We start from the raw sequence: 25,773 nt of genomic DNA on the forward strand, positions 1-25,773 counted from the left end.
CCTTGTCTGCCTCGAATTCAGTAGCCAAGATGGCAGTCAGATTGCGAGAACCTCCGCTGACCTTCCTCCCGGCCACCCTCTCGGAGACTTGACATGAGCGACCAGCAGCAGCTGCGCAACTTCGTCAACGGCGAGTACGTCGACCCGGTGGACGGCGGCTACGCCGATCTGGTCGACCCGTGCACCGGCGAGGTCTTCGCCCGGGCGCCGGTGTCCGGGCCGGCGGACGTGGACGCGGCGATGACCGCTGCCGCCACCGCGTTCGAGAGTTGGCGGGACGCCACCCCGGCGGAGCGGCAGCGGGCGATGCTGAAGTTCGCCGACGCGGTGGAGGCGCGGGCCGCCGAGCTGGTCGACGCGGAGGTGCGCAACACCGGCAAGCCCCGGCAGCTCACCACCGACGAGGAACTGCCGCCGGCCGTGGACGAGCTGCGGTTCTTCGCCGGCGCGGCGCGCCTGCTGGAGGGGCGTTCGGCCGGCGAGTACCTGGCCGGCCACACGTCGTACGTGCGGCGGGAGCCGATCGGCGTCTGCGCGCAGGTGACGCCCTGGAACTACCCGCTGATGATGGCGGTCTGGAAGATCGCCCCGGCGCTCGCGGCCGGCAACGCGGTGGTGCTGAAGCCGTCGGACACCACGCCGGTGTCGACGCTGCTGCTGGCCGAGATCGCCGCCGAGCACCTGCCACCGGGCGTGTTCAACGTGGTCTGCGGCGACCGCGACACCGGTCGTACCCTGGTCTCCCACCCCACCCCGCAGCTGGTGTCGATCACCGGCTCGACCCGGGCGGGCATGGAGGTCGCGGCCGCGGCGGCGCCGGACCTGAAGCGGACCCACCTGGAGCTGGGCGGCAAGGCCCCAGTGGTGATCTTCGACGACGCGGACGTCGCGGCGGCGGCCGAGGCGATCGCGGTCGGCGGCTACTTCAACGCGGGCCAGGACTGCACCGCCGCGACCCGGGTGCTCACCGGCCCGGGCATCCACGACGACTTCGTCGCCGCGCTCACCGAGCAGGCGCGCAACACCCGCACCGGTGGGCCGGACGACGCGGACGTGCTCTACGGCCCGCTGAACAACGCCAACCAGCTCGCCCGGGTCAGCGGTTTCGTGGACCGCCTGCCCGACCACGCGGACGTGACGACGGGCGGGTCCCGGGTCGGCGAGCGCGGCTTCTTCTACGCCCCGACCGTGGTCTCCGGCGTGCGGCAGGCCGACGAGATCATCCAGGACGAGGTGTTCGGACCGGTCATCACGGTGCAGCGGTTCACCGACGAGGACGAGGCGGTGCGCTGGGCCAACGGCGTCGAGTACGGCCTCTCCGCCTCGGTCTGGACCCGCGACCACGGTCGGGCCATGCGGATGACCCGCCGTCTCGACTTCGGCTGCGTCTGGGTGAACACCCACATCCCGTTCGTGTCGGAGATGCCGCACGGCGGCTTCAAGCACTCCGGCCACGGCAAGGACCTGTCGGTCTACAGCCTGGAGGACTACACCCGGGTCAAGCACGTCATGCACAACATCGAAGGCTGATTTCGATGGCCACGAGCGAGGAGCTGCGCAAGCGGCGCGGGTCGGCGGTGGCCCGCGGGGTGGGCAGCGTCGTCGACGCGTACGTCGACCGCGCGAGCGGCGGCACGCTCACCGACGTGGACGGCCGGGAGTGGATCGACTTCGCCGCCGGCATCGCGGTCACCAACGTGGGCAACTCCGCGCCGAAGGTGGTCGAGGCGGTCCGCGCCCAGGTCGAGCGGTTCACCCACACCTGCTTCATGGTCGCGCCCTACGAGTCGTACGTGGCGGTCTGCGAGCAGCTCAACGCGGTGACGCCCGGTGGCTTCGAGAAGCGGTCGGCGTTGTTCAACTCCGGCGCCGAGGCGGTGGAGAACGCGATCAAGATCGCCCGGCACGCCACCGGGCGGCCGGCGGTGGTGGTGTTCGACCACGCCTACCACGGCCGGACCAACCTGACCATGGCGTTGACCGCGAAGAACATGCCGTACAAGCACCGGTTCGGGCCGTTCGCCGGTGAGGTCTACCGGGTGCCGATGTCGTACCCGCTGCGCGACGGCGGGCTCGACGGGGCGACCGCCGCGGCCCGCTCGATCGAGATGATCGAGAAGCAGGTGGGCGCAGAGAACGTGGCCGCGCTGCTGATCGAGCCGATCCAGGGTGAGGGCGGCTTCGTCGTACCCGCCGAGGGGTTCCTGCCGGCGTTGCGCGAGTGGGCGACGGCGGCCGGGGCGGTCTTCGTCGCCGACGAGATCCAGACCGGCTTCTGCCGCACCGGCGACTGGTTCGCCTGCGCGCACGAGGGCGTCGAGCCCGACCTGGTCACGCTGGCCAAGGGGATGGCCGGCGGGCTGCCGCTCGCGGCGGTGACCGGGCGGGCGGAGCTGATGGACGCGGTGCACGTCGGCGGCCTCGGCGGCACCTACGGCGGCAACCCGATCGCCTGCGCCGCCGCGCTCGCGGCGATGGCCACCATGCACGAGCTGGACCTGCCGGCCGCCGCGCGGCGGATCGGCGCGGCGATGGGCGAGCGGCTGCGCGCGATCGCCGCCGGTGACCCGCGGATCGGCGAGGTACGCGGCCGGGGCGCGATGCTCGCCGTGGAGATCGTGCAGCCGGGCGGGATCGTCCCCGACCCGGTGGCCACGGCGGCGCTCTCGGCGGCCTGCCACACGGCCGGGCTGCTCACCCTGACCTGCGGCACCTACGGCAACGTGCTGCGTTTCCTGCCCCCGCTGGTGATCTCCGACAGCGAGTTGGGCCGCGGCCTCGACATCCTCGAGGCCGCCTTCGGCCGGCAGGTGTCGGCCCCCTGATCGTGGAACACCACGGGCGTAGATCCCCCCAGGTTTCGCCCGTGGTGTTCCACCCCTGCTCAGCGCAGCAGTTGCACGACGTTGCGGCGGACGACGTTCTTGCCCGGTTCGCGGATGGCGTCCATGGCCGCGACGTTGAGCAGCACGCAACTGCCCGACGGCCCGACCACGGTCACCGTGGTCGCCTTGTTGTTGTCCAGGTTGGTCACCCGCAGCCGGGTGCCGACCGGGAACTGCCCGCTGGTGGCGGCCGGCGCCCCGGCCTCGGCGGAGAACGTGATCGAGCCGGTGCAGACGCTGCCGCCGATCGGCTGGGCGTTGCCCGGGCGGGTCTCGACGGGCTGCGCGCCGCCGGGCGCCGGCACGGCGCCGTCGAGGCGTTCCACCACGTTGCGCCGGATGACGTTCTTGCCCGGCTCCCGCACCAGGTCCATGGCGGCGGCGTTGAGCAGCACACAACTGCCCGACGGCCCGACCACGGTGACCGTGGTCGCCTTGTCGTTGTCCAGGTTCGTCACCCGCAGCCGGGTGCCCGCCGGGAACCGGTCGCTGGTCGCCGCCGGCGCGCCGCCCTCGGCGGAGAACGTCACCGACCCGGCGCAGACCGACCGCGCGGCCGGCGCGGTCTCGGCGAAACCCATCCCGGTGCCCACCGAGACGACCCCGACGGCGGCCACCGCCACGGTCGCCGCCAGCACGTGCTTACGCTGCACCCTCACGTTCACTCCCGTCGTCGGTGTCCGTCGACGCCTGATACGGATGACAGCGCCGGACCGTTCAGTCGGGGTTGTTAAGCGGGGCCCCTTCCTCTACCGAATGCGTTAAGCAGGGGCCCTTCCTTGCACCTACCATGGGTGGGAGGAGGTCGGTGGTGGCTGACCCGTGGCTCGCTTTGGAGTTCGGCGCGGATCCGGCGGAGCGGATCGCGCAGGTCGGCGCCGCCCACGAGGCGTTCCTCACCGCCGGCACGGCCACCGGCCGGGTCCGGGACGTGGTCCGCCGGTCCTGGGAACGCTCCGCCCGGCTCGATCCGGAGGCCACCGCGCCTGTCGACCTCACCGACGACGCGCTGCACAGCTATCGGGCCGCGCACCCGCTGGCCCGGGTGCTGCCGCTCTTCCGCGACCTGCTCGGCGGCATCGCGCAGGACGGCGCGCACCTGATGGCGGTCTGCGACGCCGGCGGGCGGCTGCTCTGGGTGGAGGGCCACCCGGGCGTGCTCCGGCACGCCGAGCGGATGAACTTCGTGCCCGGTGCCCGGTGGGACGAGGCGCACGTCGGCACCAACGCGCCGGGCACCGCGTTGGCCGTCGACCACAGCGTGCAGATCTTCGCCACCGAGCACTTCGTCCGGCCGGTGCAGCGCTGGACCTGCGCCGCCGCCCCGATCCACGACCCGGTCACCGGCCTGCTGCTCGGCGCCGTCGACATCACCGGCGGCGACCACCTGGCCAACCCGCAGAGCCTCGCGCTGGTCCGGGCCACCGCCCGGGCCGCCGAGGCGTTCCTGGCCGGCGCGACGCCCGCCGCGCCGGGTGTGCCACACGTGGCCGCGCTCGGCCGGGACGAGGCGGAGCTGCGCGTCGGTGGCGGACGCGTCCGGCTCGGGCGGCGGCACAGCGAGCTGCTGGTGCTGCTCGGCGCGCACCCGGAGGGGCGCACCGGGGAGCAGCTCGGCCTCGACCTCTACGGCGACGACCGGCTGCACATGGTCACGCTGCGCGCCGAGCTGTCCCGGCTGCGCCGCGCGCTCGGCGGGGAGCTGCTCGACTCGCGCCCCTACCGGCTGCGCGGGCCGGTGCGCGCCGACTTCCTCGACGTCACCGAGCTGCTGGAACGCGGCGATCCGGCGGCGGCGCTGCGCGCGTACCCGGGGCCGCTGCTGCCCGCCTCCGACGCGCCGGGAGTGGCGCGACTGCGCCGCCTGGTCGACGGCCAGCTGCGTGCCGCGGTGCTGGCCAGCGCGGACCCGGGCCTGCTCGCGGCCTGGACCGCGACGCCCGCCGGCGCCGACGACCTGACCGCCTGGCAGGCGCTGACCCGGGCGTTGCCGCCGGGTGCGCCCCGCCGGCCGCTCGCGGTGGCGCGGGCCCGCCAGCTCGCCGAGGAGTACGCGCTGCCGCGCGCAACGTTGCTGCAACGTCGCGGAAACTAGCGTCTGCCGCCATCCCCTCACGGACGGCGGAGGTACCCATGACGCGCTACGACGCCCCCACCCACTGGCAGTCCCGCTACGACCACTGGATCGGCGGCGAGTACGTGAAGCCGCACGGTGGCAAGTACTTCGAGAACCCGACCCCGGTGACCGGGCAGACCTTCTGCGAGGTGGCCCGGGGCACCGCCGAGGACGTGGAGAGGGCGCTCGACGCGGCGCACGGCGCGGCCGACGCCTGGGGTCGCACCTCGGTCGCCGAGCGTTCGTTGATCCTCAACCGCATCGCCGACCGGATGCAGGACAACCTGGAGTCCCTCGCGATCGCCGAGACGTGGGAGAACGGCAAGCCGGTACGCGAGACGCTCGCCGCCGACATCCCGCTCGCGATCGACCACTTCCGCTACTTCGCCGGCGCGGTACGGGCCCAGGAGGGCTCGCTCGGCGAGATCGACGACGACACCGTGGCCTACCACTTCCACGAGCCGCTGGGCGTGGTCGGGCAGATCATCCCGTGGAACTTCCCGGTCCTGATGGCGGTCTGGAAGCTCGCCCCGGCGCTCGCCGCCGGCAACGCGGTGGTGCTGAAGCCGGCCGAGCAGACGCCCGCCTCGATCCACTACCTGCTCTCGCTGATCGGCGACCTGCTGCCGCCGGGCGTGCTGAACGTGGTCAACGGCTTCGGCGTGGAGGCCGGCAAGCCGCTGGCGTCCTCGCCGCGGGTGGCCAAGGTGGCGTTCACCGGCGAGACCACCACCGGGCGGCTGATCATGCAGTACGCCAGCGAGAACATCAAGCCGGTCACGCTGGAGCTGGGCGGCAAGAGCCCGAACCTGTTCTTCGACGACGTCAGCGCCGCCAGCGACGACTTCCTCGACAAGGCGCTCGAAGGCTTCACCATGTTCGCCCTCAACCAGGGCGAGGTGTGCACCTGCCCGTCCCGGGCGCTGATCCAGCAGGGCCACTACGCCGACTTCCTGGCCGCCGCCGTGGAGCGGACCGGGCAGATCACGCAGGGGCACCCGCTGGACACCGACACGATGGTCGGCGCGCAGGCGTCCAACGACCAGTTGGAGAAGGTCCTGTCCTACCTGGACATCGGGCGGCAGGAGGGCGCGAATGTGCTCACCGGCGGCGAGCGGGCGGATCTCGGCGGTGACCTGTCCGGCGGCTACTACGTGCAGCCGACCATCTTCGAGGGCGACAACTCGATGCGGATCTTCCAGGAGGAGATCTTCGGGCCGGTGGTGTCGGTGACCTCCTTCGCCGACCTGGACGACGCCGTGAAGATCGCCAACGACACGTTGTACGGGCTCGGCGCCGGCGTGTGGACCCGGGACCTGAACACCGCGTACCGGGCCGGGCGGGCGATCCAGGCCGGCCGGGTCTGGACGAACTGCTACCACGCCTACCCGGCGCACGCCGCGTTCGGCGGTTACAAGCAGTCCGGCATCGGCCGGGAGAACCACAAGATGATGCTGGAGCACTACCAGCAGACCAAGAACCTGTTGGTCAGCTACTCCCCCAAGAAGCTGGGCTTCTTCTGATGGGTGACCCGGTGACCCTGACTCCCGCGGCGGCCGGCCTGATCCGGTCGCTGCGGGGGCAGCACGGCCCGCTGATGTTCCACCAGTCCGGCGGCTGCTGCGACGGCAGCGCCCCGATGTGCTACCCGGCCGGCGAGTTCCGCACCGGCGGCTCGGACGTGCTGCTCGCCTCGCTGGCGGTGGACGGCGTGCCCGAACCTGTCGAGTTCTGGATGTCGAGGGCCCAGTGGGACCTGTGGCAGCACACCCGGCTCACCGTCGACGTGGTGCCCGGGCGGGGCAGCGGCTTCTCGCTGGAGGCCCCGGAGGGCGTCCGCTTCCTCATCCGCTCCCAGCTCGCCCGCTGACCTGTCCAAGATCTTGCAGCTCACGGTCGTCGCGACGGTGGGATGCTGGCGCCGTCCACATCGGAGCAGCGTCCCACCACCGCCCGACAGGAGCCCGCGCATGCACCCGGCCCGCCCGTCCCTGCTCGCCGCCGCCCTCGCCACGGCCACCACCGTCGCCACGATCGCCCTCGCGCCCGGCACCGCCGTCGCCGCGCCGGCGGCCTCGACCCCGGCGGGCGCGGCCGTGGCGGCTCCGGCCCCGGCGGTCTCGGTCGACCGGTTCGGCACCGCCGACGCCCGCGCCCGCACCGCCACCGTCGGGGGCCGGTTCGAGTGCGGCGATGAGCGCGGCCTGGCGTACATCGAGGTGCACCTGACTCAGCGGGTGCGCCGCGCCTCGGTCACCGGCTTCGGGTTCGGCGTGATCGGCGCGTGCACCGACGACCGCACCGCCGGCACCTGGACCGCCACCGTCCCCGCCGACGCCGGCACGTTCCGCCCCGGCGCGGCGACCACCACCGCCCGCCTGGTCGTGGAGCCCAACTCCCTCACCGAAACCACCGAGCGCGTACACCTGCGCCCCTCCTGCCCCCGCCCCTAACCCCCGCCCCGCCCCGCCCCGCCCCGCCCCGCCCCGCCCCGGCGATCTTGCACTTTGGGCCTGCGGCAGGTCCGTTAGGTCGCTTATGCCGGGGCAGGAAGTGCAAGATCGCGGGGCGGGGCGGGGCGGGGCTAGCGGGTCAGGGCCGTGCGGAGGGTGGTGAGGATGTGGGAGGGGCGGCGGTAGAGGTCGCGGTCGGTGAAGTAGCGCATCCGCCATCCGTTCGCGTCCAACCAGTTGATCCGGTCGCGGTCGTACCGCATGCGGTCGCGGTCGAGGTGGGACAGCCCGTCGTACTCCACCCCCACCCGTCGCTCGCGATAACCGAGATCGGTGCGGAAGCGTGGAATGCCGTACCGGTCATGGATCCACATCTGCGGCTCCGGCGCCGGCAGGCCGCCGTCGAGCAGCAGCAACCTCAACTGACTCTCCTGGCGGCACTCGGACCGGCCGTCGGCTCGCGGCACGAGGTCACGCGCCTGCCGCACCCCGCGCAGGGATCGATGCAGCGGCAACTCTTCTCTGAGGTCGTCGACCGTCACAGCACCCGAGCGGAGGGCGGCGTCGAGCACCGGGAGGGCGTCCATCCGGCGGACCCGACGGGCCAGGTCGAGAGCGCACTGGGCGGCCGGTACGCACGGCAGGCCACCCACGACCACCGGGCGGATCGGCAGAACGGAATGATGGACGACAAGACCGGGTAGCCGAGGTCGGGCGACATGTGGTGGCAACTGCACGTGCACCGCCACCTCCCGGAGCACACCGAACCCGTGGCGACGTGCCGCAGTCTGCATGGTCAGCATGGCGCCCTCGGGGAGGCACCGCAGCAGCGCGCGCAGTTCGTCCTCGTCGTCGCATCGCACCGGCGCGTAGACACCGCGCCGGACCCGTATCAACTCCTCCCGCTTGACCTGCGTACGCAACCGCTTCACGGTGAGCGCCCGCATCAGTTCCCGGGTACGCCACAACTCGGTAGACATGCGCCCACCATCGCGCCTTCCGCACCTCCCTTTCGCCCCCGCGCGAGCCAGCTGTGGACAACCCGCCCTTGTGCACAACCCTCCCCCCTCCCCGCGTGTGCCAAGCCCACCTCAGCCCACACGCGATCTTGCAGTTGGTGCCCCCATGGCGTCCCGAAGGACCGGAATGTCGGGGCACAAACTGCAAGATCAACGAGGGAGGGAGGGTCAGCGGGCGTCGAGGAGGGGCTGGGTGGGGTCCCAACGGGTTCCTGAGGAGGCGTCGCGGCGGCGGCGGGCGATCGCGGACAGCGCCTCCAGGACCACGCGGTTGCCCAGGTAGGCGGTGATGTCGGCGTGGTCGTAGGGCGGGGCGACCTCGACCACGTCCAGGCCGACCACCGGCAGCTCGTAGCAGACCCGGCGGACCGCGTCGAGCAACTGCCGCGAGGTGAACCCGCCGGGCTCGGGGGTGCCGGTGCCGGGGGCCATGCCGGGGTCGACCACGTCCACGTCGACGGAGAGGAACACGCCCTCGCACTCGTCGGTCGCGATGCCGAACGCCTCGGTGAGGCAGGTGTCCAACCCGCGCGCCACGATCTCGGTCATCTCGTACGAGCGCATCCGCTGCTCGGCCATCCAGGCCAGCGTGTCCGGGCCGGGCCAGTAGCCGCGCAGGCCGATCTGGAGGAAGCGGTCACCGCGTACCGCGCCGGACTCGATGAGCCGGCGCATCGGCTGGCCGTGCCCGTGCAGCGAACCGAACTCGACGTCCCCGGTGTCGGCGTGCGCGTCGAAGTGCACCAGCGACACCCGTCCGAGCCCGTGGTGCCGGGCCACCCCGGTGGCGTCCGGCAGGGCGATGGAGTGGTCGCCGCCGAGCACCACCGGGATCGCGCCGGCGGCGGCGACCGCGTGCACGGCGGTCTCCAGGGCGGCCAGCGAGCGCTCGATGTCGCCGCCGAACATCTCCACGTCCCCGGCGTCGTAGACGCACAGGTCCGTGAGCGCGTCCACACGCAGCGCCAGGGACGGGCGGGACCCGTCGTGCGGCAGGTAGCACGCCTGCCGGATGGCGGACGGCCCGAACCGGGTGCCGGGCCGGTGCGACGTGCCGCCGTCGAACGGCGCGCCGATGACCACGACGTCGGCGTCGGCGTAGGTGACCGGTTCCTCGACGGTGCACGGCGGCACGCCGAGGAACGTGACGTCGGGGCCGTACATCGGGCCGTACCGGGTCATCGCTCCTCCATCCCCCAGGGAGAACCGTAGCCGGTGAGCAGGTCGAGGAAGGGCGTCGGCGGGAACGCCTCGGGGCCGAGCACACCCGCGCCGGACCAGGCGCCGGTGGCCAGCAGCTCCAGCGCGACGACCGGGTTGACCGCGGTCTGCCACACCACCGCCTGGTGGCCGTACTCGGCCATCGACCACTCGTTGTCGACCACGTGGTAGAGGTAGACGCGGCGGGGCCGGCCGTCCGGCCCGGTGCCGGTGACCCAGGTGCCGGCGCAGGTCTTGCCGCTCATCCGGTCGCCGAGCGTGGCCGGGTCGGGCAGCGCGGCGGCCACCAGGTCGCGCGGTGACACGTCGACGCCGCGCACCCGCACCGGGTCGGTCGAGTCCAGGCCGAGCTTGTGCAGGGTGCGCAGCACCTCGATGAACTCCGCGCCGAGGCCGTACTTGAAGGTGACCCGTTTCGCGGAAACCCAGCGCGGGATGAGCAGCACCTCCTCGTGCTCCACGTTGACGCACTCGACCGGGCCGATGCCGGCCGGGAAGTCGAAGACCTCCGGCTCGCTGAACGGTTCGGTGGTGAACCAGCCGCGGTCGGCCTCCCAGATCACCGGCGGGTTGAGGCACTCCTCGATGGTGGTCCAGATGGAGAACGAGGGGGCGAACTCGTAGCCGGCGACGGTGAGGTTCGCGCCGTCGCGTACCCCGATCTCGTCGATCTCGGCGAACAGCTCGTCGGCGGCGTAGCGGGCGAAGACGTCGGACAGGCCGGGTTCCACGCCGATCCCGCAGAGCGCCAGCCGGCCGGCGTCGGCCCAGCGGTCGGCGACGGCGAACTGCTCGTCGCCGAGCTTGACGCCGGGCTCGGCGTAGGGACGCTCGGGGTGCGGCCGGGACAGCGACATGGCCATGTCGAGGTAGTCGGCCCCGGCGGCGAACGCGCCGTCGAAGATCGGCAGGACGAAGCGCGGGTCGACCGCGTTGAGCACGTGGGTGATCCGGTGTTCCCGGCAGAGTGCGGTGACCGCGTCGGCGGAGGACGCGTCGACGGTGGCGGCGACGAACCGGTCGCCGTGGCCGGCGACCGCCCGGGCGGCGCGCGCCGGGTCGTGGTCGGCGACCACCATGGTCTCGAAGAAGGTACGGCGGGCGGCGATGGATACGGCGGCGGAGCCGACGCCACCGGCGCCGACGAGCAGGATACGCATCAGGAGTCGAACCCCAGTCCAGAGCGGTCGAGAGTACGGAGCCAGAGGTTGCGCCGCCCGTTCCGCGCGTCGGCGCGGGCGAGCGACCAGCGGGTGAGGTTGATGCCGGCGGCCCGGAACGGCTCCGGCGGGAACGGCAGCGGCTTGCGGCGCACCAGGTCGAGCCGGGTCAGCGGGGTGTCCGCGCCGGCGAGCAGGTCGAGCGTCACGCGCGCGGCGAACCGGGTCGCCCCGACGCCGAGCCCGGTGTAGCCGGCCGCGTACGCCAGCCGCCCGGAGTGGGCGGTGCCGAAGAACGCGCAGAACCGGGTGCAGGTGTCGATCACCCCGCCCCAGCGGTGACTGAACCGCAGCCCTTCCAGCTGCGGGAACGTGGTGAAGAAGTGCGCGGCGAGGGTGCGGAACGTGGCCTCCCGCTGCTCCAGCGCCGGGGCCACCCGGTTGCCGTAGTGGTAGACCGCGTCGTAGCCGCCGAACAGGATCCGCCCGTCGGCGGTGAGCCGGTAGTAGTGGAACTGGTTGCCGGTGTCCGCCAGCCCCTGCCGGCGACGCCAGCCGATCGCGTCCCGCTGCGCGGCTGTCAGCGGCTCGGTCATCAGCGCGTAGTCGTAGACCGGCACGGTCCAGGCCCGCAGCCGGCGCAGCAGCGGCGGGAACGCGTTGGTGGCGAGCGCCACCCGGGCGGCCCGCACCGCGCCGGGCGCGGCGTCCGCGCCGCCGGCCGTGGTGGCGTGCAGCGCGGCGCCGTCGGCGGCCAGCCCGGTGACCCGGGTGTGCTCGTGGATCCGCACGCCCAGGTCGAGCGCGGCCCGACGCAGTCCCCAGGCGAGCTTCGCCGGGTCGAGCAGCGCCGTCCGGTCCCGATCCCACATCCCACCGAGGTACGTCGGCGAGGCCACCTCGGCGCGTACCTGGTCGCGGTCGAGCAGGCGCACGTCGCGGCCGTACCGGCGGCCCAGGTCGGCGTCGGCGGCGAGCCCGTCGAGCTGGTACGGCTCGACCGCCACCGCCAACTCCCCGGTGCGCTCGAAGTCGCAGTCGATGCCGTGCCGCGCCACCGTCGCGGCGATGGCGTCCAGGTTCTCCCGGCCGAGCCGTTCCAACTCGACGATCTCGCCGGGGAACCGTTCGACGCCGTTGGCCAGGCCGTGGGTCAGCGAGGCGGCGCAGAACCCGCCGTTGCGCCCGGAGGCGGCCCAGCCGCAGGTGCCGGCGTCGACCAGGAGCACGTCGCGGTCCGGCTCGGCCTCCTTGGCCAGCACCGCGGTCCACAGCCCGGCGTAGCCTCCACCGACCACCAGCAGGTCGGCGGTGTGCGCGCCGGTCAGCGGCGGCAGCGGGTCGGGGCGAACCGGGCGGTCCAGCCAGTACGGTACGGGCGCGGCGTCGGCCAGCGCCCGGCCGGTATGCGGGAGCGTCATGGCTTCCCCGCCGGGGTGGCGAGCACCGCGAGCGCGGCCCGGCGGGCGCGCCGGCCGCGCAGCGAGCTGGCCCCGACCAGCAGCAGCGCGATGACGAACATGGCCGTGCCGATGACGTTGACCTGCGGCGGGATGCCTCGCTGGGCGGCACCCCAGACGTACATCGGGAACGTGACGGTGGTGCCGGCGTTGAAGTTGGTGATGATGAAGTCGTCGAAGCTGAGCGAGAAGGCGAGCAGCGCGGCGGCCACGATGCCGGGCAGCACCAGCGGCAGCGTGATCCGGCGGAACGTCTGCCACTCGCTGGCGTACAGGTCCATCGCGGCCTCCTCCAGCCGCCGGTCCATGCCGGCGAGCCGGGCCTTCACGGTGACCACCACGAACGACACGCAGAACATCACGTGCGCGATGACGATGGTCCAGAAGCCCTGCGGCACCCCGGCGGCGACGAAGAGGGCGAGCAGCGAGGTGCCCATCACCAGCTCCGGGGTGGCCATCGGCAGGAAGATCAGGCCGTTGATCCCGGACCGCCCGCGGAAGCCGTGCCGGACCAGGGCGAAGGCCATCAGCGTGCCGAGCACGGTGGAGACCACGGTGGCGATCAGGCCGATCTCCATGCTGCGTACCACCGCGTCGCACATGTCGGCGGTGGCGCAGGGGCGAGCCCAGTTGTCGAGTGTGAACTCGTTGAAGTCGTAGGAGAGCCGGCTGGAGGGCCGGTTGAAGGAGAGCCCGGCGACCACCAGGATCGGCAGCGTGAGATAGCCGAGGACGAGCAGGGCCACGCCCATCACCCACCGGTCGGCCAGCCAACGTCGCATCAGAGCACCTCCTCCGTGCCGGCCCGGCGCAGGTAGGTGAAGACGATCGCCAGGATCGCGGCCATCAGCAGGAACGACAGCGCCGCGCCCTGCGGGTAGTCGAGCCGGACCAGGAACGCCGAGTCGATGACGTTGCCGATCATGTATTCGTTCGGGGTGCCGAGCAGTTCGGCGTTGATGTAGTCGCCGGTGGCCGGGATGAAGAAGAGCAGCGTGCCGGCGATCAGGCCGGGCATCGACAGCGGCAGGGTGACCCTGCCGAACGCGCGCAGCGGGTTCGCGTAGAGGTCGCTCGCCGCCTCCAGCAGCCGGGGATCGAGCCGCTCCAGGCTCGCGTACAGCGGCAGCACCAGGAACGGCAGGAAGTTGTACGTCAGGCCGAGCACCACCGCGACCGGGGTGGCCAGCAGCCGGCCGTCCGGGCCGAGCAGGTGCACGTCACGCAGCAGGCCGACCAGCGCGCCGTTGTCCGACAGGATGGTCTTCCAGGCCAGCGTGCGCACCAGGAAGCTGGTGAACATCGGCGCGACCACGGCCACCAGCAGCAGGTTCTTCCACCGGCCGGCCTTCTGCGCGATCGCGTACGCCAGCGGGTAGCCCATCAGCAGCGCGAGCACCAGCGCGATCGCCGAGTAGAGGAAGGACCGGAGGAACTGCGGCCAGTACGCCTGCAACGCGTCCGGGTAGTTGCCCACCGCCCAGGTCATCGCGTATCCGGTGGAGAGCGAGCCGGCCGGGTCGTAGAGGCTGGCGGCGGCGAGCTGGAGCAGCGGCAGCGCGAAGAAGACCAGCAGCCAGGCCGCGCCCGGCAGCAGCAACAGGTACGGCAGGAGGCGGTGTCGCCGCCTCCGGTCGGGTGCGGGCGCGGCAGGCGTGGTGGGCGGCGTTCCGCCGAGATGGGCCAGCGCCGTCATGTGGCGGCTTCCAGACGCTGCGGTGGTACGCCGACACCACCGTCCGCCGGGCTGCCGTCCGCTCGGCCGCCGCCGGTGGCACCGGGCCGGGTGGCACTGCCGTCGGCGTCGTCGCCTGCGGAGTCGTCGCGGGGCAGGACGAAGGAGTGCCGCGGATGCCAGTGTGCGGTGACCTCGACGCCGGGCACCAGCCGGGCGTCCGGGTCGTTGTTCGCGGTGAACACCGACATCTCCTGCCCCCAGGCGGTGCGGAGCAGGAACTCGGTGCTCACGCCGGCGTAGCAGATGTCGGTCAGCACGCCACTGACCGCGTTGCGGCCGTCCGGGACCCGGGTGCGGTCGGCGACCAGGTGCAGCTTCTCCGGCCGTACGCCGAGCCAGACCGGGCCCTGCCGGGACCGGGCCCGCTCCAGCGGGGTGGCGAACCGGTAGCCGTGGCCGGTGACCAGCAGGTCGTCCGCGTCGTGGCCGCTCACCTCGGCCTCGATGAGGTTGGACTGGCCCAGGAAGTTGGCCACGAACGGGCTGGCCGGGTACTCGTAGATGTCGGCGGGCGCGCCGAGTTGCTCGATCCGCCCGGCGTTCATGACCGCGACCGTGTCGGCCATCCACATCGCCTCCTCCTGGTCGTGCGTGACGTGCAGGAAGGTGATGCCGACCTCGGCCTGGATCCGCTTCAGCTCGATCTGCATCTGCCGGCGCAACTTCAGGTCGAGCGCGCCGAGCGGCTCGTCGAGCAGCAGCATCTGCGGGTGGTTGATGAGCGCCCGGGCCAGCGCCACGCGCTGCTGCTGGCCACCGGAGAGCTGGGCCGGCCGGCGCCGGCCGTACCCGTCGAGCTGGACCAGCGCGAGCATCCGCTCGACCTGCTCGCCCACCTTGCGGATGCCGCGGCGGCGCAGCCCGAAGGCCACGTTCTCGTGGATGTCGAGGTGCGGGAAGAGCGCGTAGCTCTGGAACACGGTGTTGACCGGCCGCTTGTACGGTCGGAGCCCGGTGATGTCGCGGTCGCCGAGCAGCACCCGCCCGCTGGTGGGCGCCTCCAGCCCGGCGATCATCCGCAGCGTGGTGGTCTTGCCGCAGCCGGACGCGCCGAGCAGGGCGAAGAACGAGCCCTGCGGGACGGTGAGGCTGAGGTCGTCGACGGCGGTGAAGACGCCGAACCGCTTGGTGACGTCGGCCAGTCGCAGATCGCCGGCCGGTGCTTCCTGCGCCATCTGCCTCACGCCCCGATGACCTGCTGGAACTTGGTCTCGTACTCCTTCTCGCGCTGTTCGTCCAGCGCCATGAAGACCTTCGACTTCGCCAGGATCGCGTCGTCCGGGAAGATCAGCGGGTTTGCCGCCAGCTCCGGGTCGATCTTCTCCATCTCGGCCTGCGCGCCCTGCACCGGGCAGATGTAGTTGACGAACGCGGCCAGCTTCGCGGCCACCGCCGGGTCGTAGTAGTGGTTCATCAACGCCTCGGCGTTGGCCCGGTGGGTGGCCTTGTTCGGCACGAGCATGTTGTCCGACCAGAGCATGACGCCGGACTCCGGCACCACGAATTTGATCTTCGCATCCTCGAAGCCGAGCTGGATCACGTCGCCCGACCAGCCGATGCACGCGGCGATGTCGCCCTTGGCCAGGTCGGGAGCGTAGTCGTTGCCGGTGAAGCGCCGGATCTGCTTGCTGTCCACGGCCTTCCTGAGCTTGTTCAACGCGTCGTCGAACTGGGCCGGGGTGAAGTTCGCCGGGTCGTGGCCGCCGGCCTGGAGCAGCAGGCCCATGGTGTCGCGCATCTCCGACAGCACCGTCACCTTGCCCTTGAGGTCGGCGCGGGTGAGCAGCTCGTCGACGGTGCGGATCTCCTTGGTCACCTTGGCGTTGTAGGCCAGACCGGCCAGACCGGACTGCCAGGGGACGGCGAGCTGGGTGTCCTTGTCGAAGGAGCGGCCGCGCAGCGACGGCAGCAGGTTCGCCTCGACGTTGGGAATCTTCGCCTTGTCCAGCTTCTGGACCCAGCCGAGCCGGATCATCCGGGCGGCCATCCAGTCGGTGAGCACCATGATGTCCCGGCCGGTGCTCTGACAGCCGGCGAGCTGGTTCTGCACCTTGCCGAAGAACTCGTTGTTGTCGTTGACGTCCTCGGTGTAGGTCACCTGGATGCCGGAGGCGGCGACGAAGGCGTCCAACGTGGGGCGCTTGGCGGCGTTCTTCTCGTCGGTGTCCATGTACTGCGGCCAGTTCGAGAACGCCAGCTTCTTCTCGGTGGCGGACAGGTCGTCGCTCCTGCATCCGGCCTCGGTCTGCTGGGCACCCTTGGTGCCGCAGCCGGCGAGCGTGCCCGCGGTGGCGAGCAGCGCGGCCGAGCCGACGGTCCCGGTGAGCAGACCACGCCGGGTGAGCGTCCGGAGGGGACTACGCATGTGACGACTCCTTGGGGGGCATCGTCGGCGGCGGGACGGGGGTGGCTCGCCGGCGGGAGGTCAGTGGCGATGGGGCACTGATCCTGACATGAGAAACCCTCTCTCACAAGGGATTCCGTTGCCGGAATAGCTATGGGCCACGAAATACGCCAGACTGCGCCCGGGCACTACGCTCAGCACAGAGAATCGGACATGGGGAGCGGGCGATGGCCAACCGGCAGTCGGAGAACGGCAACGGCAACCGTCGGGTCACTGTGCGTGAAGGCTCCAACCACGCTCTGCTCGACGACGTGGCCAAGCAGATCATCGAGCAGCTCCAGGAGGACGGCCGCCGCCCGTACGCGAGCATCGGCAAGGCGGTCGGCCTCTCCGAGGCGGCGGTCCGCCAGCGGGTGCAGCGCCTGCTCGACGCCGGGGTGATGCAGATCGTCGCGGTGACCGATCCGCTCCAGCTCGGCTTCCCCCGCCAGGCCATGATCGGGCTGCGCACCGACGGCGACCTGGAGCCGGTGGCCGACCGGCTGGCCGAGTTCGAGGAGATCGACTACGTGGTGATCACCGCCGGCTCGTTCGACCTGCTGGCCGAGGTGGTCTGCCGCAACGACGCGCACCTGCTGGAGATCCTGCAGAAGCTGCGCGGGGTGCCCGGGGTGCTCTCCACCGAGGCGTTCGTCTATCTCAAGCTGCGCAAGCAGACCTACACCTGGGGCACCGCCTGAACGTGACCGACGAAGGCCCGCCAGGCGGTCGGGGTGAAGCTGAGGGTGCCGCCGGCGCGATCCTTGCTGTCGCGCACCAGCACCCGACCGGGCAGGTTGTCGGCCACCTCGACGCAGTCGCCGCCGTTGTTGCTGCTGCGGGTCGCGGTGCGCCAGCGGGCGCCGGTCATCTCCATGCCTCCGCCACTCCCCTGATCAGCTCGATCGAGCGCCGTCGCGGCGGCGGAACGGCTCCGGCCACAGCTCGGCCGCGTCCCGGCGCAGGATCCCGGCCACCGCGACCCGGGTACGCGGATGCGGGATGCGGCCGGCCGCCAGCCAGCGCGCCGCCGTCTTCGGGTCGACGGCCACCTTCTCGGCCAATGACTCGATCGTCTCGCCCGCCTCGGCGACGCCGGTGAGTGGAACGTCATGGGTGCCTGCGGGCCGGTTTGACACCCATGGCGTTCCACTCGGAGCCGGCCAGGCCGGTGAGCGGAACGCCACGGGTGCCTGTGGGCGGGATCACCTCCCGGCCGGGGCAGGTGTGCGCAGACTGCGCGGGACCTGGCCGGCGGTGCCGCGCGGCGTGGGAGGACGGCGAATCCGCGCGGGTGCGATTTCCGTTGCGTGAATGTCTGCAGGTCGCTGAATTCGTCGCGTGAGCACTCACTCACTTGCCATCTCGGCACCGGCTGTGGGATAACCGTGGGCAGAGCGGCCGGTGTCACCCCGGACCGGCCCGCGACCCGATGGGGCTGACATGGCCAACGTGACCGACCACCTCTGGATGCACTTCACCCGGATGGCCAGCTACTCCGCCGGCGAGGTCCCGACCATCGTGCGGGGCGAGGGCGCGTACGTCTGGGACGCGCAGGGCCGCCGCTACCTCGACGGGCTGGCCGGGCTCTTCGTGGTCAACGCCGGCCACGGGCGGACCGAGCTCGCCGAGGCCGCCGCGAAGCAGGCCGGCGAGCTGGCGTACTTCCCGCTCTGGTCCTACGCCCACCCGACCGCTGTCGAGTTGGCCGAGCGGATCGCCGCGCTCACCCCGGGCGACCTGAACCGGATCTTCTTCACCACCGGCGGCTCGGAGGCCGTCGAGGCGGCGTGGAAGCTGGCCCGGGCCTACTTCAAGCGCACCGGCCAGCCCAACAAGCACAAGGTGGTCAGCCGCTACATCGCCTATCACGGCACCTCGATGGGCGCGCTGTCGATCACCGGGCTGCCCGGCATCAAGAGCGACTTCGAGCCGCTGGTGCCCGGCGGGATCAAGGTGCCGAACACCAACTTCTACCGGGCGCCGGAGCACGGCGACGACGCCGAGGCGTTCGGCCGGTGGGCCGCCGACGAGATCGGCCGGGCGATCGAGCGGGAGGGGCCGGACACGGTCGCCGCGGTGTTCCTGGAGCCGGTGCAGAACTCCGGCGGCTGCTTCCCGCCACCACCCGGCTACTTCGCGCGGGTCCGCGAGATCTGCGACGCGTACGACGTGCTGCTGGTCAGCGACGAGGTGATCTGCTCCTGGGGTCGGCTCGGCGAATACTTCGGTGCCGCCCGCTACGGCTACCAGCCGGACATCATCACCACCGCCAAGGGGATCACCTCCGGCTACGCCCCGCTCGGCGCGATGATCGCCAGTGACCGGCTGATGGAGCCGTTCCTCACCGAGACCGGCATGTTCGCCCACGGCGTGACGTTCGGCGGGCACCCGGTCTCCTGCGCGGTGGCGCTGGCCAACCTGGAGGTCTTCGCGCGCGAGGACCTGGTCGGGCACGTCCGGGCCAACGAGGACGCCTTCCGGTCCACCCTGGAGAAGCTCAACGACCTGCCGATCGTCGGCGACGTGCGGGGCGACGGCTACTTCTACGGCATCGAACTGGTCAAGGACAAGGCGACCCGGGAGACGTTCGACGAGGCGGAGTCCGAGCGGCTCCTGCGCGGCTTCCTCTCCACCGCGCTCTTCGCCGCCGGGCTCTACTGCCGGGCCGACGACCGGGGCGACCCGGTGGTGCAGCTCGCCCCGCCGCTGATCGCCGAGCAGCAGCAGTTCGACGAGATCGAGCAGATCCTGCGGGCGGTGCTCACCGAGGCGTGGTCCCGGCTGTAGACCGGGGTCAGTGGTTGGGCGGGATCACCCGGAGGTGACCCCGGCGGCCCTGCTGGTGCGGGGGCTGGGACTGCGGGTGCGGGCGGGACTGGGGGTCCTCGGGCGGGCGCGGCGGGGTCGGGCGGGCCGCCTCGCGGACCGCCTCGGCCAGCGCGACCAGGTCGTCCGTGGTGGGTGGCGGCGGCTCGAACTCGCCCTCGTGCCGCACCACGTCCCAGCCGCGCGGGGCGGTCAGGCTGCGGGCGTGCTGCTCACACAGGTCGTACGTGTGCGGTTCGGCGAACGCCGCGAGCGGGCCCACCACCGCCGTCGACTCGTTGTAGACATAGGTCAATGTGGCGACCGCTTGCCGGGGGCAGCCGTTACGGGAGCAGCGCCGTGGTGACCTCACGTGCGGCAGGGTATCCCCATTACCGGGTCCGGCGCACCGCTTCGCGTTACGACACGCCCGTCATGGTGATCACAATTCGCCCGATCGGCGCACCGGCACGCCGGGTGGTCGCGCGACGGCGGTCGGGCCGGGCCACCGGGCTACCCTGTCCGTCATGACGAGCCCGCAGAACCGCCGCCCCGGCTCCGGCCGGCGCACCCACCGCGACCGGCACGGTCGGGGGCTGCGCGGGCGGCTGGTGCCGGCCACCGTGCCGTTGGCCCGGACGAAGGCCGAGGTCTTCGACGACCTGGTGCTCGACACCGTGGAGACGCTGGAACGCCGGTTCGCCAAGGAGTTGGCCGGGGTGGAGTTCGCCGTCGAGGACGTCCCGCCGGACCTGAACGTCTACGACTCCGACGTGCTGGAGGACGGCGAGGTGCCGCTCGCCCGGCTCCTGCCGGGCCGGCCCGGCCGCCAGGAGGTGCCGCCGCGCATCGTGCTCTACCGGCGACCGCTGGAGTTCCGCGCGATGGACCGGGAGGACCTGGCGGACCTCGTGCACGACGTGATCATCGAGCAGGTGGCGAACCTGCTCGGGGTCGACCCGGACGAACTGGCCTGAGCGTCGCGCGTCGAGCCCCACGGACCGGGCGGCCCCCACCGCCCCGGTCCGTACGCGGGTCAGGCGGCGACCCGCCGCTTGAGCTTGCGCCGCTCCCGTTCGGAGAGGCCGCCCCAGATCCCGAACCGCTCGTCGTGGCCGAGCGCGTACTCCAGACATTCCGTCTTCACTTCACACCGCGAGCAGATGCGCTTCGCCTCGCGGGTCGAGCCGCCCTTCTCGGGAAAGAACGCCTCCGGGTCGGTCTGCGAGCAGAGCGCTCGCTCCTGCCACTCCGGCGCGTTCCCGAGCAGGTCGGCCACCTCGAGCTGGCCGTCCATCGATTGCCTCCTTGTCGCGCACCGGCGTCATTCGCCGCTGCAACCCCCCACGCGAAAGGCGTGCTTGTTCGTACGGGCCCAATTGGTGCGCTTCCGTGCGAACAACCCCATTCAAATTACACGCGTGTAATGCGTGCGCCGTCAAGCCAAACTTGATAATGGAGTCGCCCTCCCGACACGTCCGGGACAGCCGCCTCGGCCGCCCGTAGCCTCGCAACCTGCCCTATCGATTCAGACCCCGGACGAGTAACGCCCTCCCCGGCGAGTTGCCCCAAGTTTTCTGCCGTGGCGCGACGCCGGTCGGACGCCCCCGCCGACCGCTGTCCAAGATCACTAATGGTGGGGCAAAGGGTAACGCGCCCGGCTGGGTACCGCCTGTCAAGGCGGACAACGCCGATCGCGCCCCGTCCACCAGGTGGACGGGGCGCGTGCGTCGGCAGAGTGGCCGGTCAGTCTTTTCGCGACGGTGAGCTGGTCGGCCAGACGAATTCAGTGATCGAACCGCCGGTGACGGAGATCGCGCCGGCCGGCGTGTCGTCGTCCCACCAGACGGTATACACGCCCGCTTCCAGGTCCGGGTAGACGGCACTGTGGAAGACGCCGTCCAGGACGTGCCGCTCCCGTACCGCCGAGTGGGTACGCGGACCGTCGGAGTCCGCGCGGCTGATCTCGATCTCCCGCCCGTGCAGGTCCCGACCGGTGTGGATGATCAGCGCGCCGGTCTCGCCGCCGAGGTCGAGCAGGACGGTGCCGCTGTACGACGGACCGAGGTCGTGGTGCCGGTGCTGGTGCATGCCACGCCCCCCGTCAGGACTTCTTCGCCGGCGGGTTGTTGAACCCGTCGTACGGGGTGCCGAGGAACGGGAAGTCGGCGAGGAACGGCGCGGTCACGTCGCCGGCGTCCAGGCCGGGTGTGACGGCGGCCGCCGCGGCGTCCGGCTTGAACGTCTTGTCCACCAGCGGCACGGTGAGCCCGGCGATCGCCCGCAGCGCGATGGTCACCACGTCGTCGGTGACGCGCCGGCCGTTGGGGAAGCCGGCCAGGTCGCCGCCGAGCACCCCGAACCGGTCCGGCTTGGCGCTGGGCCGGATCGCCGTGTTCAGTCGCAGCATGTCGGCCTGGGTGTCGCCGGTGGTGTTGGCGAAGCCGTCGATCAACCCGGCCGGTACGCCGGTGAGCAGGATCGCCACCAGGTCGGCGCGGGGCTTCTTCGCCTTGTTCAACGCGTCCAGGTTGGGAAAGACACCCGGGTAGAGCACCGGCAGCAGCGCGGCCAGCTCGGGCCGTTCGACGAACCCGGCGAACCGCTTGTCCTCCGACGGCGGCAGGGTGTTCCACAGATCCTTCTTGGACATCGGCACGATCACCTCGTTGAACAACGGGTTGCCGAGCCGTGACACCTGAACGAACGGGCCGGTGGCGGTGTCCGCCGACACCCGGTCCCCGAGCACCCGGACCTGCTGGCGGGACGCGCTGGTCCAGACGCCGATCGTCGACGCGCGGTCGGCGTAGCCGTACCGGCTGGCCTTGCGGCGCACCTTGGCCAGCGGAACCTGGATCGCGATGCTGTGCACGTTCAGCCGGTCCAGCGCGTTGACCGGCTCGCCCTCGGTCTTGAACAGCTTCTTGCCGGCCACGTGCAGCTGCTGGAACGGCCGCAGCGTGCCCAGGTCGAACACCGCGCCCAGGTCCACGAAGAAACCGTCGGCCCGCTGGCCGGCGAACACCTTCTCCCCGGTGGACAGCTTGAACGTCGCCTGCTTCACCAGGTTCTGGTAGTTCGGCGTGGACAGCGGACCCACGTTGCACGGCGGGCAGGGCAGCTTCGTCGCCAGCACGTGCTCGCGACCGTCCGCCACCCGGGTCAGCCGATAGAACTGACGCCGGTTCCAGTTCTTGCTGTCCAGCGACTCGATCGCGCCGGTGTTGTAGAGAAAGCTGTTCTGATTCGTGATCTCGGTGGTGAATTCGAAACGATAGGTGACGTCCGGGTAGCCGTCGCCGTCGTTGTCGACGTGGATCTCGTACCGGACGTCGTCACCGAACTCGAAGAAGTTGGGGCCGCCGGACGGGAGCTGCACCGGCACGTAGTTGGCGATCAACGTGACCGTGTCGGGTCGGCTCGGGCTGACGAACGCGTACAGGTCGGAGCTGTCGGCGACCGGATCCTTGGCGATCTCCGGGGCCTCGCGGTGAGAGGACATGGCGGACCACACCTTCGTCGGGGAACGTTTGACGGGACCGGCGTCGGGAGCCCACGCCGGGAGGGGCGGGGATCAGCGACGGGCGGCGCGCACCAGGCGGTCGGCCAGACCCCGGTCGCGTACCTCGACCCGCGTCGTGCCGACGAAGACGTCCATCGTGCCGGTGGCGGCGTCGCGGAGATGCACCACGATCGGCTCGTCGCGCCGGCTCGCGGACGGGGCGTTCTGCGCGGCGGACAGGCCCGGCACGGCCAGCGCGGCCGCGCCCAGGGTGGCGCTCGCGGCGGCGGTCAGCGTCTGCCGGCGGGTCAACCGCGGCCAGGACCGCCGCTTCGGCGCGTCGGTGGTCTCGTCAGTGCTCATCGGCAACCTTTCCGCAACCGGCGCCGCAGCGCCGCGAGGGTCGGGCACCCGGACGCCGCCGGGTCCCCGGGCTGGGGTCACCGGCGGCGGTCCTCGCCGCAACCGCCGCCGGCATCCACAGGTACGGCGCGGCGCGGTGAAAGGTTCGACGTCAGGCACCGATGTGACCGTACGCGGTCGTCCGCTTGCGGAACGGCCGACCGGCCGCCTCGGCGATCCCCCGCAACTGCTCCTCGGTGCGGGCCGAACCGTTGCCCGAGCCGGCCATCCGGGAGATGGTCTCCTCCATCAGCGTGCCGCCGAGATCGTTGCAGCCGCCGCGCAGCATCTCCACCGTGCCCACGTCGCCGAGCTTCACCCAGGAACACTGGATGTTGTCGATCCGGCCGTGCAGCAGCAGGCGGGCCATCGCGTGCACCACCCGGTTCTCCCGCCAGGTCGGCCCCGGCCGGGCGATGCCGGCCAGGTAGATCGGCGCGTTGGTGTGCACGAAGGGCAGCGCCACGAACTCGGTGAACCCGCCCGTGCGGTCCTGCACGCCGGCCAGCACCCGGAAGTGGGCCAGCCACTGGCCGGGGTGGTCGACGTGGCCGTACATCATCGTGGAGCTGGACCGGATGCCCAGCTCGTGGGCCGTGCTCACCACGTCCACCCAGGCGGCGGCCGGCAGTTTGCCCTTGGTCAGCACCCAGCGCACGTCGTCGTCGAGGATCTCGGCGGCGGTGCCCGGAATGGTGTCCAGGCCCGCCTCGCGCAGCATGCCCAGCCACTCCCGCACCGGCACGCCGGCCTTCGCGGCGGCGGTGACGATCTCCATCGGGGAGAACGCGTGCACGTGCATCCCCGGCACCCGCGCCTTGATCGCGCGGACGATGTCGGCGTACCCGGTCACCGGCATCTTCGGGTCGATGCCGCCCTGGAGGCACACCTCGGTGGCGCCCGCCGTCCACGCCTCCTCGGCCCGGTCGGCCACCTGCTCCAGGGACAGCCGGAACGCGTCCGCGTCGCTCTCCCGCTGCGCGAACGCGCAGAACCGACAGCCCACATAGCAGACGTTCGTGAAATTGATGTTCCGGTTGACCACGTAGGTCACGTCGTCGCCCACCGCGTCGCGGCGCGCGTCGTCGGCGATCCGGCACAGCTCGTCCAGTGCCGGCCCGTCCGCGCCGAACAACGCCAGCGCCTTCGCCTCGTGCGCCGGCGCCAGCAACGCGGCCGGGTCGGTCGCCGCCAGCCGCAGCCCCGCGCGCAGGTCGCCGTCCGCGCCGCCGGTCGCGGGTACGCCGGCGCGCACCGCGAGCGCCTCCGGGGTCACCTTGCCGGCCACCTCGGACCAGTCGCCGTAGACGCTGTCGAAGTCGCCCCGCCGGTCCTCCGACCGGCCGGTGACGTCGATCGTGGCATGCAGGTCGGTCCGGCCGCCGAACACCTCCTCCGGCTCCTGCCAGGGCCGCCCCACCGGGCGGGCCTCCTCGACCGCCAGCCCGGTGGCCGGGTCGGCGAGCGCGGTGACGTGCGGCAGCAGGCGCGGGTCCAGCCACGGCCCACCGGCCCGCACGTACTCCGGGTAGACCGTCAACCGTTCGCGCAGCGTGAACCCGGCGCTCGCGGTGCGCGCGGCCAGCTCGTCCAGCTGCGGCCAGGGCCGCTCCGGGTTGACGTGGTCGGGCGTGACCGGCGAGACGCCGCCCCAGTCGTCGATGCCGGCGCGCAGCAGCAGGTCGTACTCGCCGGCGATCAGGTTCGGCGGCGCCTGGATCCGGGCTTTCGGGCCGAGCAGCACCCGGGCCACCGCCACGGTGGCGGCCAGGTCGTGCAGCTCCGCGTCCGGCATGCCGCGCATCGCGGTGTCCGGCTTGGCGCGGAAGTTCTGCACGATCACCTCCTGGAGGTGGCCGTACTCCCGCATGGCACGGCGGATCGCGAAGAGCGCGTCGACCCGCTCGGTGAGGTTCTCGCCGATGCCGATCAGGATGCCGGTGGTGAACGGCACACCGACCCGGCCGGCGTCGTCGAGCACCCGCAGCCGTACCGCGGGCTCCTTGTCCGGCGAGCCGAAGTGCGGGCCGCCCGGCTCCGACCAGAGCCGGGTCGCGGTGGTCTCCAGCATCATGCCCATGCTCGGCGCGACCGGCTTCAGCCGCTGCAGCTCCGACCAGGAGAGCACGCCCGGGTTCAGGTGCGGCAGCAGGCCGGTCTCCTCCAGCACCGCGACCGCGCAGGCGCGCAGGTAGTCGAGCGTCGAGTCGTAGCCCCGCTCGTCCAGCCACCGCCGGGCCGCCGGCCACCGCTCCTCGGGCCGGTCGCCGAGCGTGAACAGCGCCTCCTTGCAGCCCTGCGCGGCACCCTCGCGGGCGATCGCCAGCACCTCGTCGCGCTCCAGGTAGGCGGCCGGTAACCGGTGCGGCACGGTGGCGAACGTGCAGTAGTGACAGCGGTCCCGGCAGAGCCGGGTCAGCGGCACGAAGACCTTCTTCGAGTACGTGACCACGCCGGGCCGGCCGGCGTCCCGCAACCCGGCGTCGCGGATGGCACCGGCGACGCGGAGCAGCTCGTCGAGCGCCTCACCGCGCGCGGTGAGCAGCGCGGCCGCCTCGTCCGTGTCCAGTGCCCGGCCGGTGGCGGCGCGGCCGAGCGCCCGCCGCACGCTCGCATCAACCATCGG

General features: G+C 72.0%; 26 protein-coding genes. 9 read left to right on the forward strand and 17 right to left on the reverse strand.

What is annotated here, in order from left to right; genetic code table 11:
- Window positions 1-93 precede the first annotated feature (93 nt).
- Window positions 94-1,530, forward strand: a complete 1,437-nt coding sequence (locus GA0070213_RS08705) for a gamma-aminobutyraldehyde dehydrogenase (RefSeq protein WP_091060395.1) — start codon at window positions 94-96, stop codon at window positions 1,528-1,530.
- 5 nt (window positions 1,531-1,535) lie between these two features.
- On the forward strand, window positions 1,536-2,825 hold the full coding sequence (gabT, locus tag GA0070213_RS08710) for a 4-aminobutyrate--2-oxoglutarate transaminase (protein WP_245716318.1): 1,290 nt from the start codon (window positions 1,536-1,538) through the stop codon (window positions 2,823-2,825).
- A 59-nt stretch (window positions 2,826-2,884) separates the two neighbouring features.
- Here the strand turns inward: gabT and GA0070213_RS08715 are convergent, their stop codons facing one another.
- Window positions 2,885-3,544, reverse strand: coding sequence for an RlpA-like double-psi beta-barrel domain-containing protein (locus GA0070213_RS08715; protein WP_091061469.1), 660 nt, complete (start codon window positions 3,542-3,544; stop codon window positions 2,885-2,887).
- A 152-nt stretch (window positions 3,545-3,696) separates the two neighbouring features.
- Between GA0070213_RS08715 and GA0070213_RS08720 the strand changes: the two genes are divergently transcribed.
- From GA0070213_RS08720 to GA0070213_RS08735, 4 genes are all read left to right on the forward strand, one after another.
- The gene (locus GA0070213_RS08720; protein WP_091060399.1) at window positions 3,697-4,980 is read left to right on the forward strand and encodes a sigma-54-dependent transcriptional regulator family protein; all 1,284 of its coding nucleotides are present in this window, start codon (window positions 3,697-3,699) and stop codon (window positions 4,978-4,980) included.
- 38 nt (window positions 4,981-5,018) lie between these two features.
- Window positions 5,019-6,524, forward strand: a complete 1,506-nt coding sequence (gene adh / locus GA0070213_RS08725; RefSeq protein ID WP_091060403.1) for an aldehyde dehydrogenase — start codon at window positions 5,019-5,021, stop codon at window positions 6,522-6,524.
- The gene (locus tag GA0070213_RS08730; RefSeq protein WP_091060407.1) at window positions 6,524-6,871 is read left to right on the forward strand and encodes a DUF779 domain-containing protein; all 348 of its coding nucleotides are present in this window, start codon (window positions 6,524-6,526) and stop codon (window positions 6,869-6,871) included. The genes adh and GA0070213_RS08730 overlap by 1 nt, the downstream gene beginning before the upstream one ends.
- Before the next feature lie 100 nt (window positions 6,872-6,971).
- On the forward strand, window positions 6,972-7,454 hold the full coding sequence (locus tag GA0070213_RS08735) for a hypothetical protein (protein ID WP_091060410.1): 483 nt from the start codon (window positions 6,972-6,974) through the stop codon (window positions 7,452-7,454).
- A gap of 131 nt (window positions 7,455-7,585) precedes the next feature.
- Here GA0070213_RS08735 and GA0070213_RS08740 read toward each other — a convergent pair whose 3' ends face one another.
- From GA0070213_RS08740 to GA0070213_RS08775, 8 genes are all read right to left on the reverse strand, one after another.
- Window positions 7,586-8,434, reverse strand: a complete 849-nt coding sequence (locus tag GA0070213_RS08740; protein ID WP_091060414.1) for a hypothetical protein — start codon at window positions 8,432-8,434, stop codon at window positions 7,586-7,588.
- 207 nt (window positions 8,435-8,641) lie between these two features.
- Complete coding sequence (gene speB / locus GA0070213_RS08745) at window positions 8,642-9,655, reverse strand: agmatinase (protein WP_091060417.1); 1,014 nt, start codon at window positions 9,653-9,655, stop codon at window positions 8,642-8,644.
- Complete coding sequence (locus GA0070213_RS08750; RefSeq protein ID WP_091060420.1) at window positions 9,652-10,854, reverse strand: saccharopine dehydrogenase family protein; 1,203 nt, start codon at window positions 10,852-10,854, stop codon at window positions 9,652-9,654. Before GA0070213_RS08750 ends, speB begins: the two co-directional genes overlap by 4 nt.
- Window positions 10,854-12,275, reverse strand: coding sequence for an NAD(P)/FAD-dependent oxidoreductase (locus GA0070213_RS08755; RefSeq protein ID WP_091060424.1), 1,422 nt, complete (start codon window positions 12,273-12,275; stop codon window positions 10,854-10,856). Before GA0070213_RS08755 ends, GA0070213_RS08750 begins: the two co-directional genes overlap by 1 nt.
- The gene (locus GA0070213_RS08760) at window positions 12,272-13,096 is read right to left on the reverse strand and encodes an ABC transporter permease (RefSeq protein ID WP_091060428.1); all 825 of its coding nucleotides are present in this window, start codon (window positions 13,094-13,096) and stop codon (window positions 12,272-12,274) included. The genes GA0070213_RS08755 and GA0070213_RS08760 overlap by 4 nt, the downstream gene beginning before the upstream one ends.
- Complete coding sequence (locus GA0070213_RS08765; RefSeq protein ID WP_091060431.1) at window positions 13,096-14,010, reverse strand: ABC transporter permease; 915 nt, start codon at window positions 14,008-14,010, stop codon at window positions 13,096-13,098. The genes GA0070213_RS08760 and GA0070213_RS08765 overlap by 1 nt, the downstream gene beginning before the upstream one ends.
- Window positions 14,007-15,227 carry an ABC transporter ATP-binding protein gene (locus GA0070213_RS08770; RefSeq protein WP_091060434.1) on the reverse strand — a complete coding sequence of 407 codons (1,221 nt, stop codon included), beginning with the start codon at window positions 15,225-15,227 and terminating at the stop codon, window positions 14,007-14,009. The genes GA0070213_RS08765 and GA0070213_RS08770 overlap by 4 nt, the downstream gene beginning before the upstream one ends.
- 5 nt (window positions 15,228-15,232) lie before the next feature.
- Window positions 15,233-16,417 (reverse strand): polyamine ABC transporter substrate-binding protein, encoded by a 1,185-nt coding sequence (locus GA0070213_RS08775; RefSeq protein WP_091060437.1) that lies wholly within the window; start codon window positions 16,415-16,417, stop codon window positions 15,233-15,235.
- A gap of 206 nt (window positions 16,418-16,623) precedes the next feature.
- Between GA0070213_RS08775 and GA0070213_RS08780 the strand changes: the two genes are divergently transcribed.
- On the forward strand, window positions 16,624-17,136 hold the full coding sequence (locus GA0070213_RS08780) for an Lrp/AsnC family transcriptional regulator (RefSeq protein WP_091060440.1): 513 nt from the start codon (window positions 16,624-16,626) through the stop codon (window positions 17,134-17,136).
- Here the strand turns inward: GA0070213_RS08780 and GA0070213_RS08785 are convergent.
- Window positions 17,115-17,312, reverse strand: a complete 198-nt coding sequence (locus GA0070213_RS08785) for a DUF397 domain-containing protein (protein WP_091060444.1) — start codon at window positions 17,310-17,312, stop codon at window positions 17,115-17,117. The two genes, GA0070213_RS08780 and GA0070213_RS08785, sit on opposite strands and share 22 nt — an antisense overlap.
- 19 nt (window positions 17,313-17,331) lie before the next feature.
- A complete protein-coding gene (locus GA0070213_RS08790) occupies window positions 17,332-17,499 on the reverse strand; it encodes a hypothetical protein (protein WP_245716319.1) in 168 nt (55 codons plus the stop codon).
- A gap of 379 nt (window positions 17,500-17,878) precedes the next feature.
- Here GA0070213_RS08790 and GA0070213_RS08795 point away from each other — a divergent pair, with 379 nt between their 5' ends.
- Window positions 17,879-19,225, forward strand: coding sequence for an aspartate aminotransferase family protein (locus tag GA0070213_RS08795; protein ID WP_091060448.1), 1,347 nt, complete (start codon window positions 17,879-17,881; stop codon window positions 19,223-19,225).
- Between the two features lie 7 nt (window positions 19,226-19,232).
- On the opposite strand, the gene GA0070213_RS08800 is transcribed toward GA0070213_RS08795, so the two are convergent.
- Entirely contained in the window at window positions 19,233-19,616 is a 384-nt protein-coding gene (locus GA0070213_RS08800) for a DUF3499 domain-containing protein (RefSeq protein WP_091060452.1), read from the reverse strand.
- Window positions 19,617-19,770: 154 nt separating this feature from the next.
- Between GA0070213_RS08800 and GA0070213_RS08805 the strand changes: the two genes are divergently transcribed.
- Window positions 19,771-20,220, forward strand: coding sequence for a metallopeptidase family protein (locus tag GA0070213_RS08805; RefSeq protein ID WP_018787548.1), 450 nt, complete (start codon window positions 19,771-19,773; stop codon window positions 20,218-20,220).
- Window positions 20,221-20,279: 59 nt separating this feature from the next.
- Here the strand turns inward: GA0070213_RS08805 and GA0070213_RS08810 are convergent, their stop codons facing one another.
- From GA0070213_RS08810 to GA0070213_RS08830, 5 genes are all read right to left on the reverse strand, one after another.
- Window positions 20,280-20,540 (reverse strand): WhiB family transcriptional regulator, encoded by a 261-nt coding sequence (locus tag GA0070213_RS08810; RefSeq protein ID WP_013284161.1) that lies wholly within the window; start codon window positions 20,538-20,540, stop codon window positions 20,280-20,282.
- Window positions 20,541-20,989: 449 nt separating this feature from the next.
- On the reverse strand, window positions 20,990-21,334 hold the full coding sequence (locus GA0070213_RS08815; protein WP_091060455.1) for a phospholipase: 345 nt from the start codon (window positions 21,332-21,334) through the stop codon (window positions 20,990-20,992).
- A gap of 13 nt (window positions 21,335-21,347) precedes the next feature.
- Window positions 21,348-22,745, reverse strand: coding sequence for a DUF4331 domain-containing protein (locus GA0070213_RS08820; RefSeq protein WP_091060458.1), 1,398 nt, complete (start codon window positions 22,743-22,745; stop codon window positions 21,348-21,350).
- Between the two features lie 72 nt (window positions 22,746-22,817).
- Entirely contained in the window at window positions 22,818-23,108 is a 291-nt protein-coding gene (locus GA0070213_RS08825; RefSeq protein WP_091060462.1) for a hypothetical protein, read from the reverse strand.
- A 151-nt stretch (window positions 23,109-23,259) separates the two neighbouring features.
- Window positions 23,260-25,770, reverse strand: a complete 2,511-nt coding sequence (locus GA0070213_RS08830) for a bifunctional FO biosynthesis protein CofGH (RefSeq protein ID WP_091060466.1) — start codon at window positions 25,768-25,770, stop codon at window positions 23,260-23,262.
- Between the last annotated feature and the right edge of the window lie 3 nt (window positions 25,771-25,773).

It is taken from the genome of Micromonospora humi (assembly GCF_900090105.1).
Taxonomy (GTDB): Bacteria; Actinomycetota; Actinomycetes; order Mycobacteriales; family Micromonosporaceae; genus Micromonospora; species Micromonospora humi.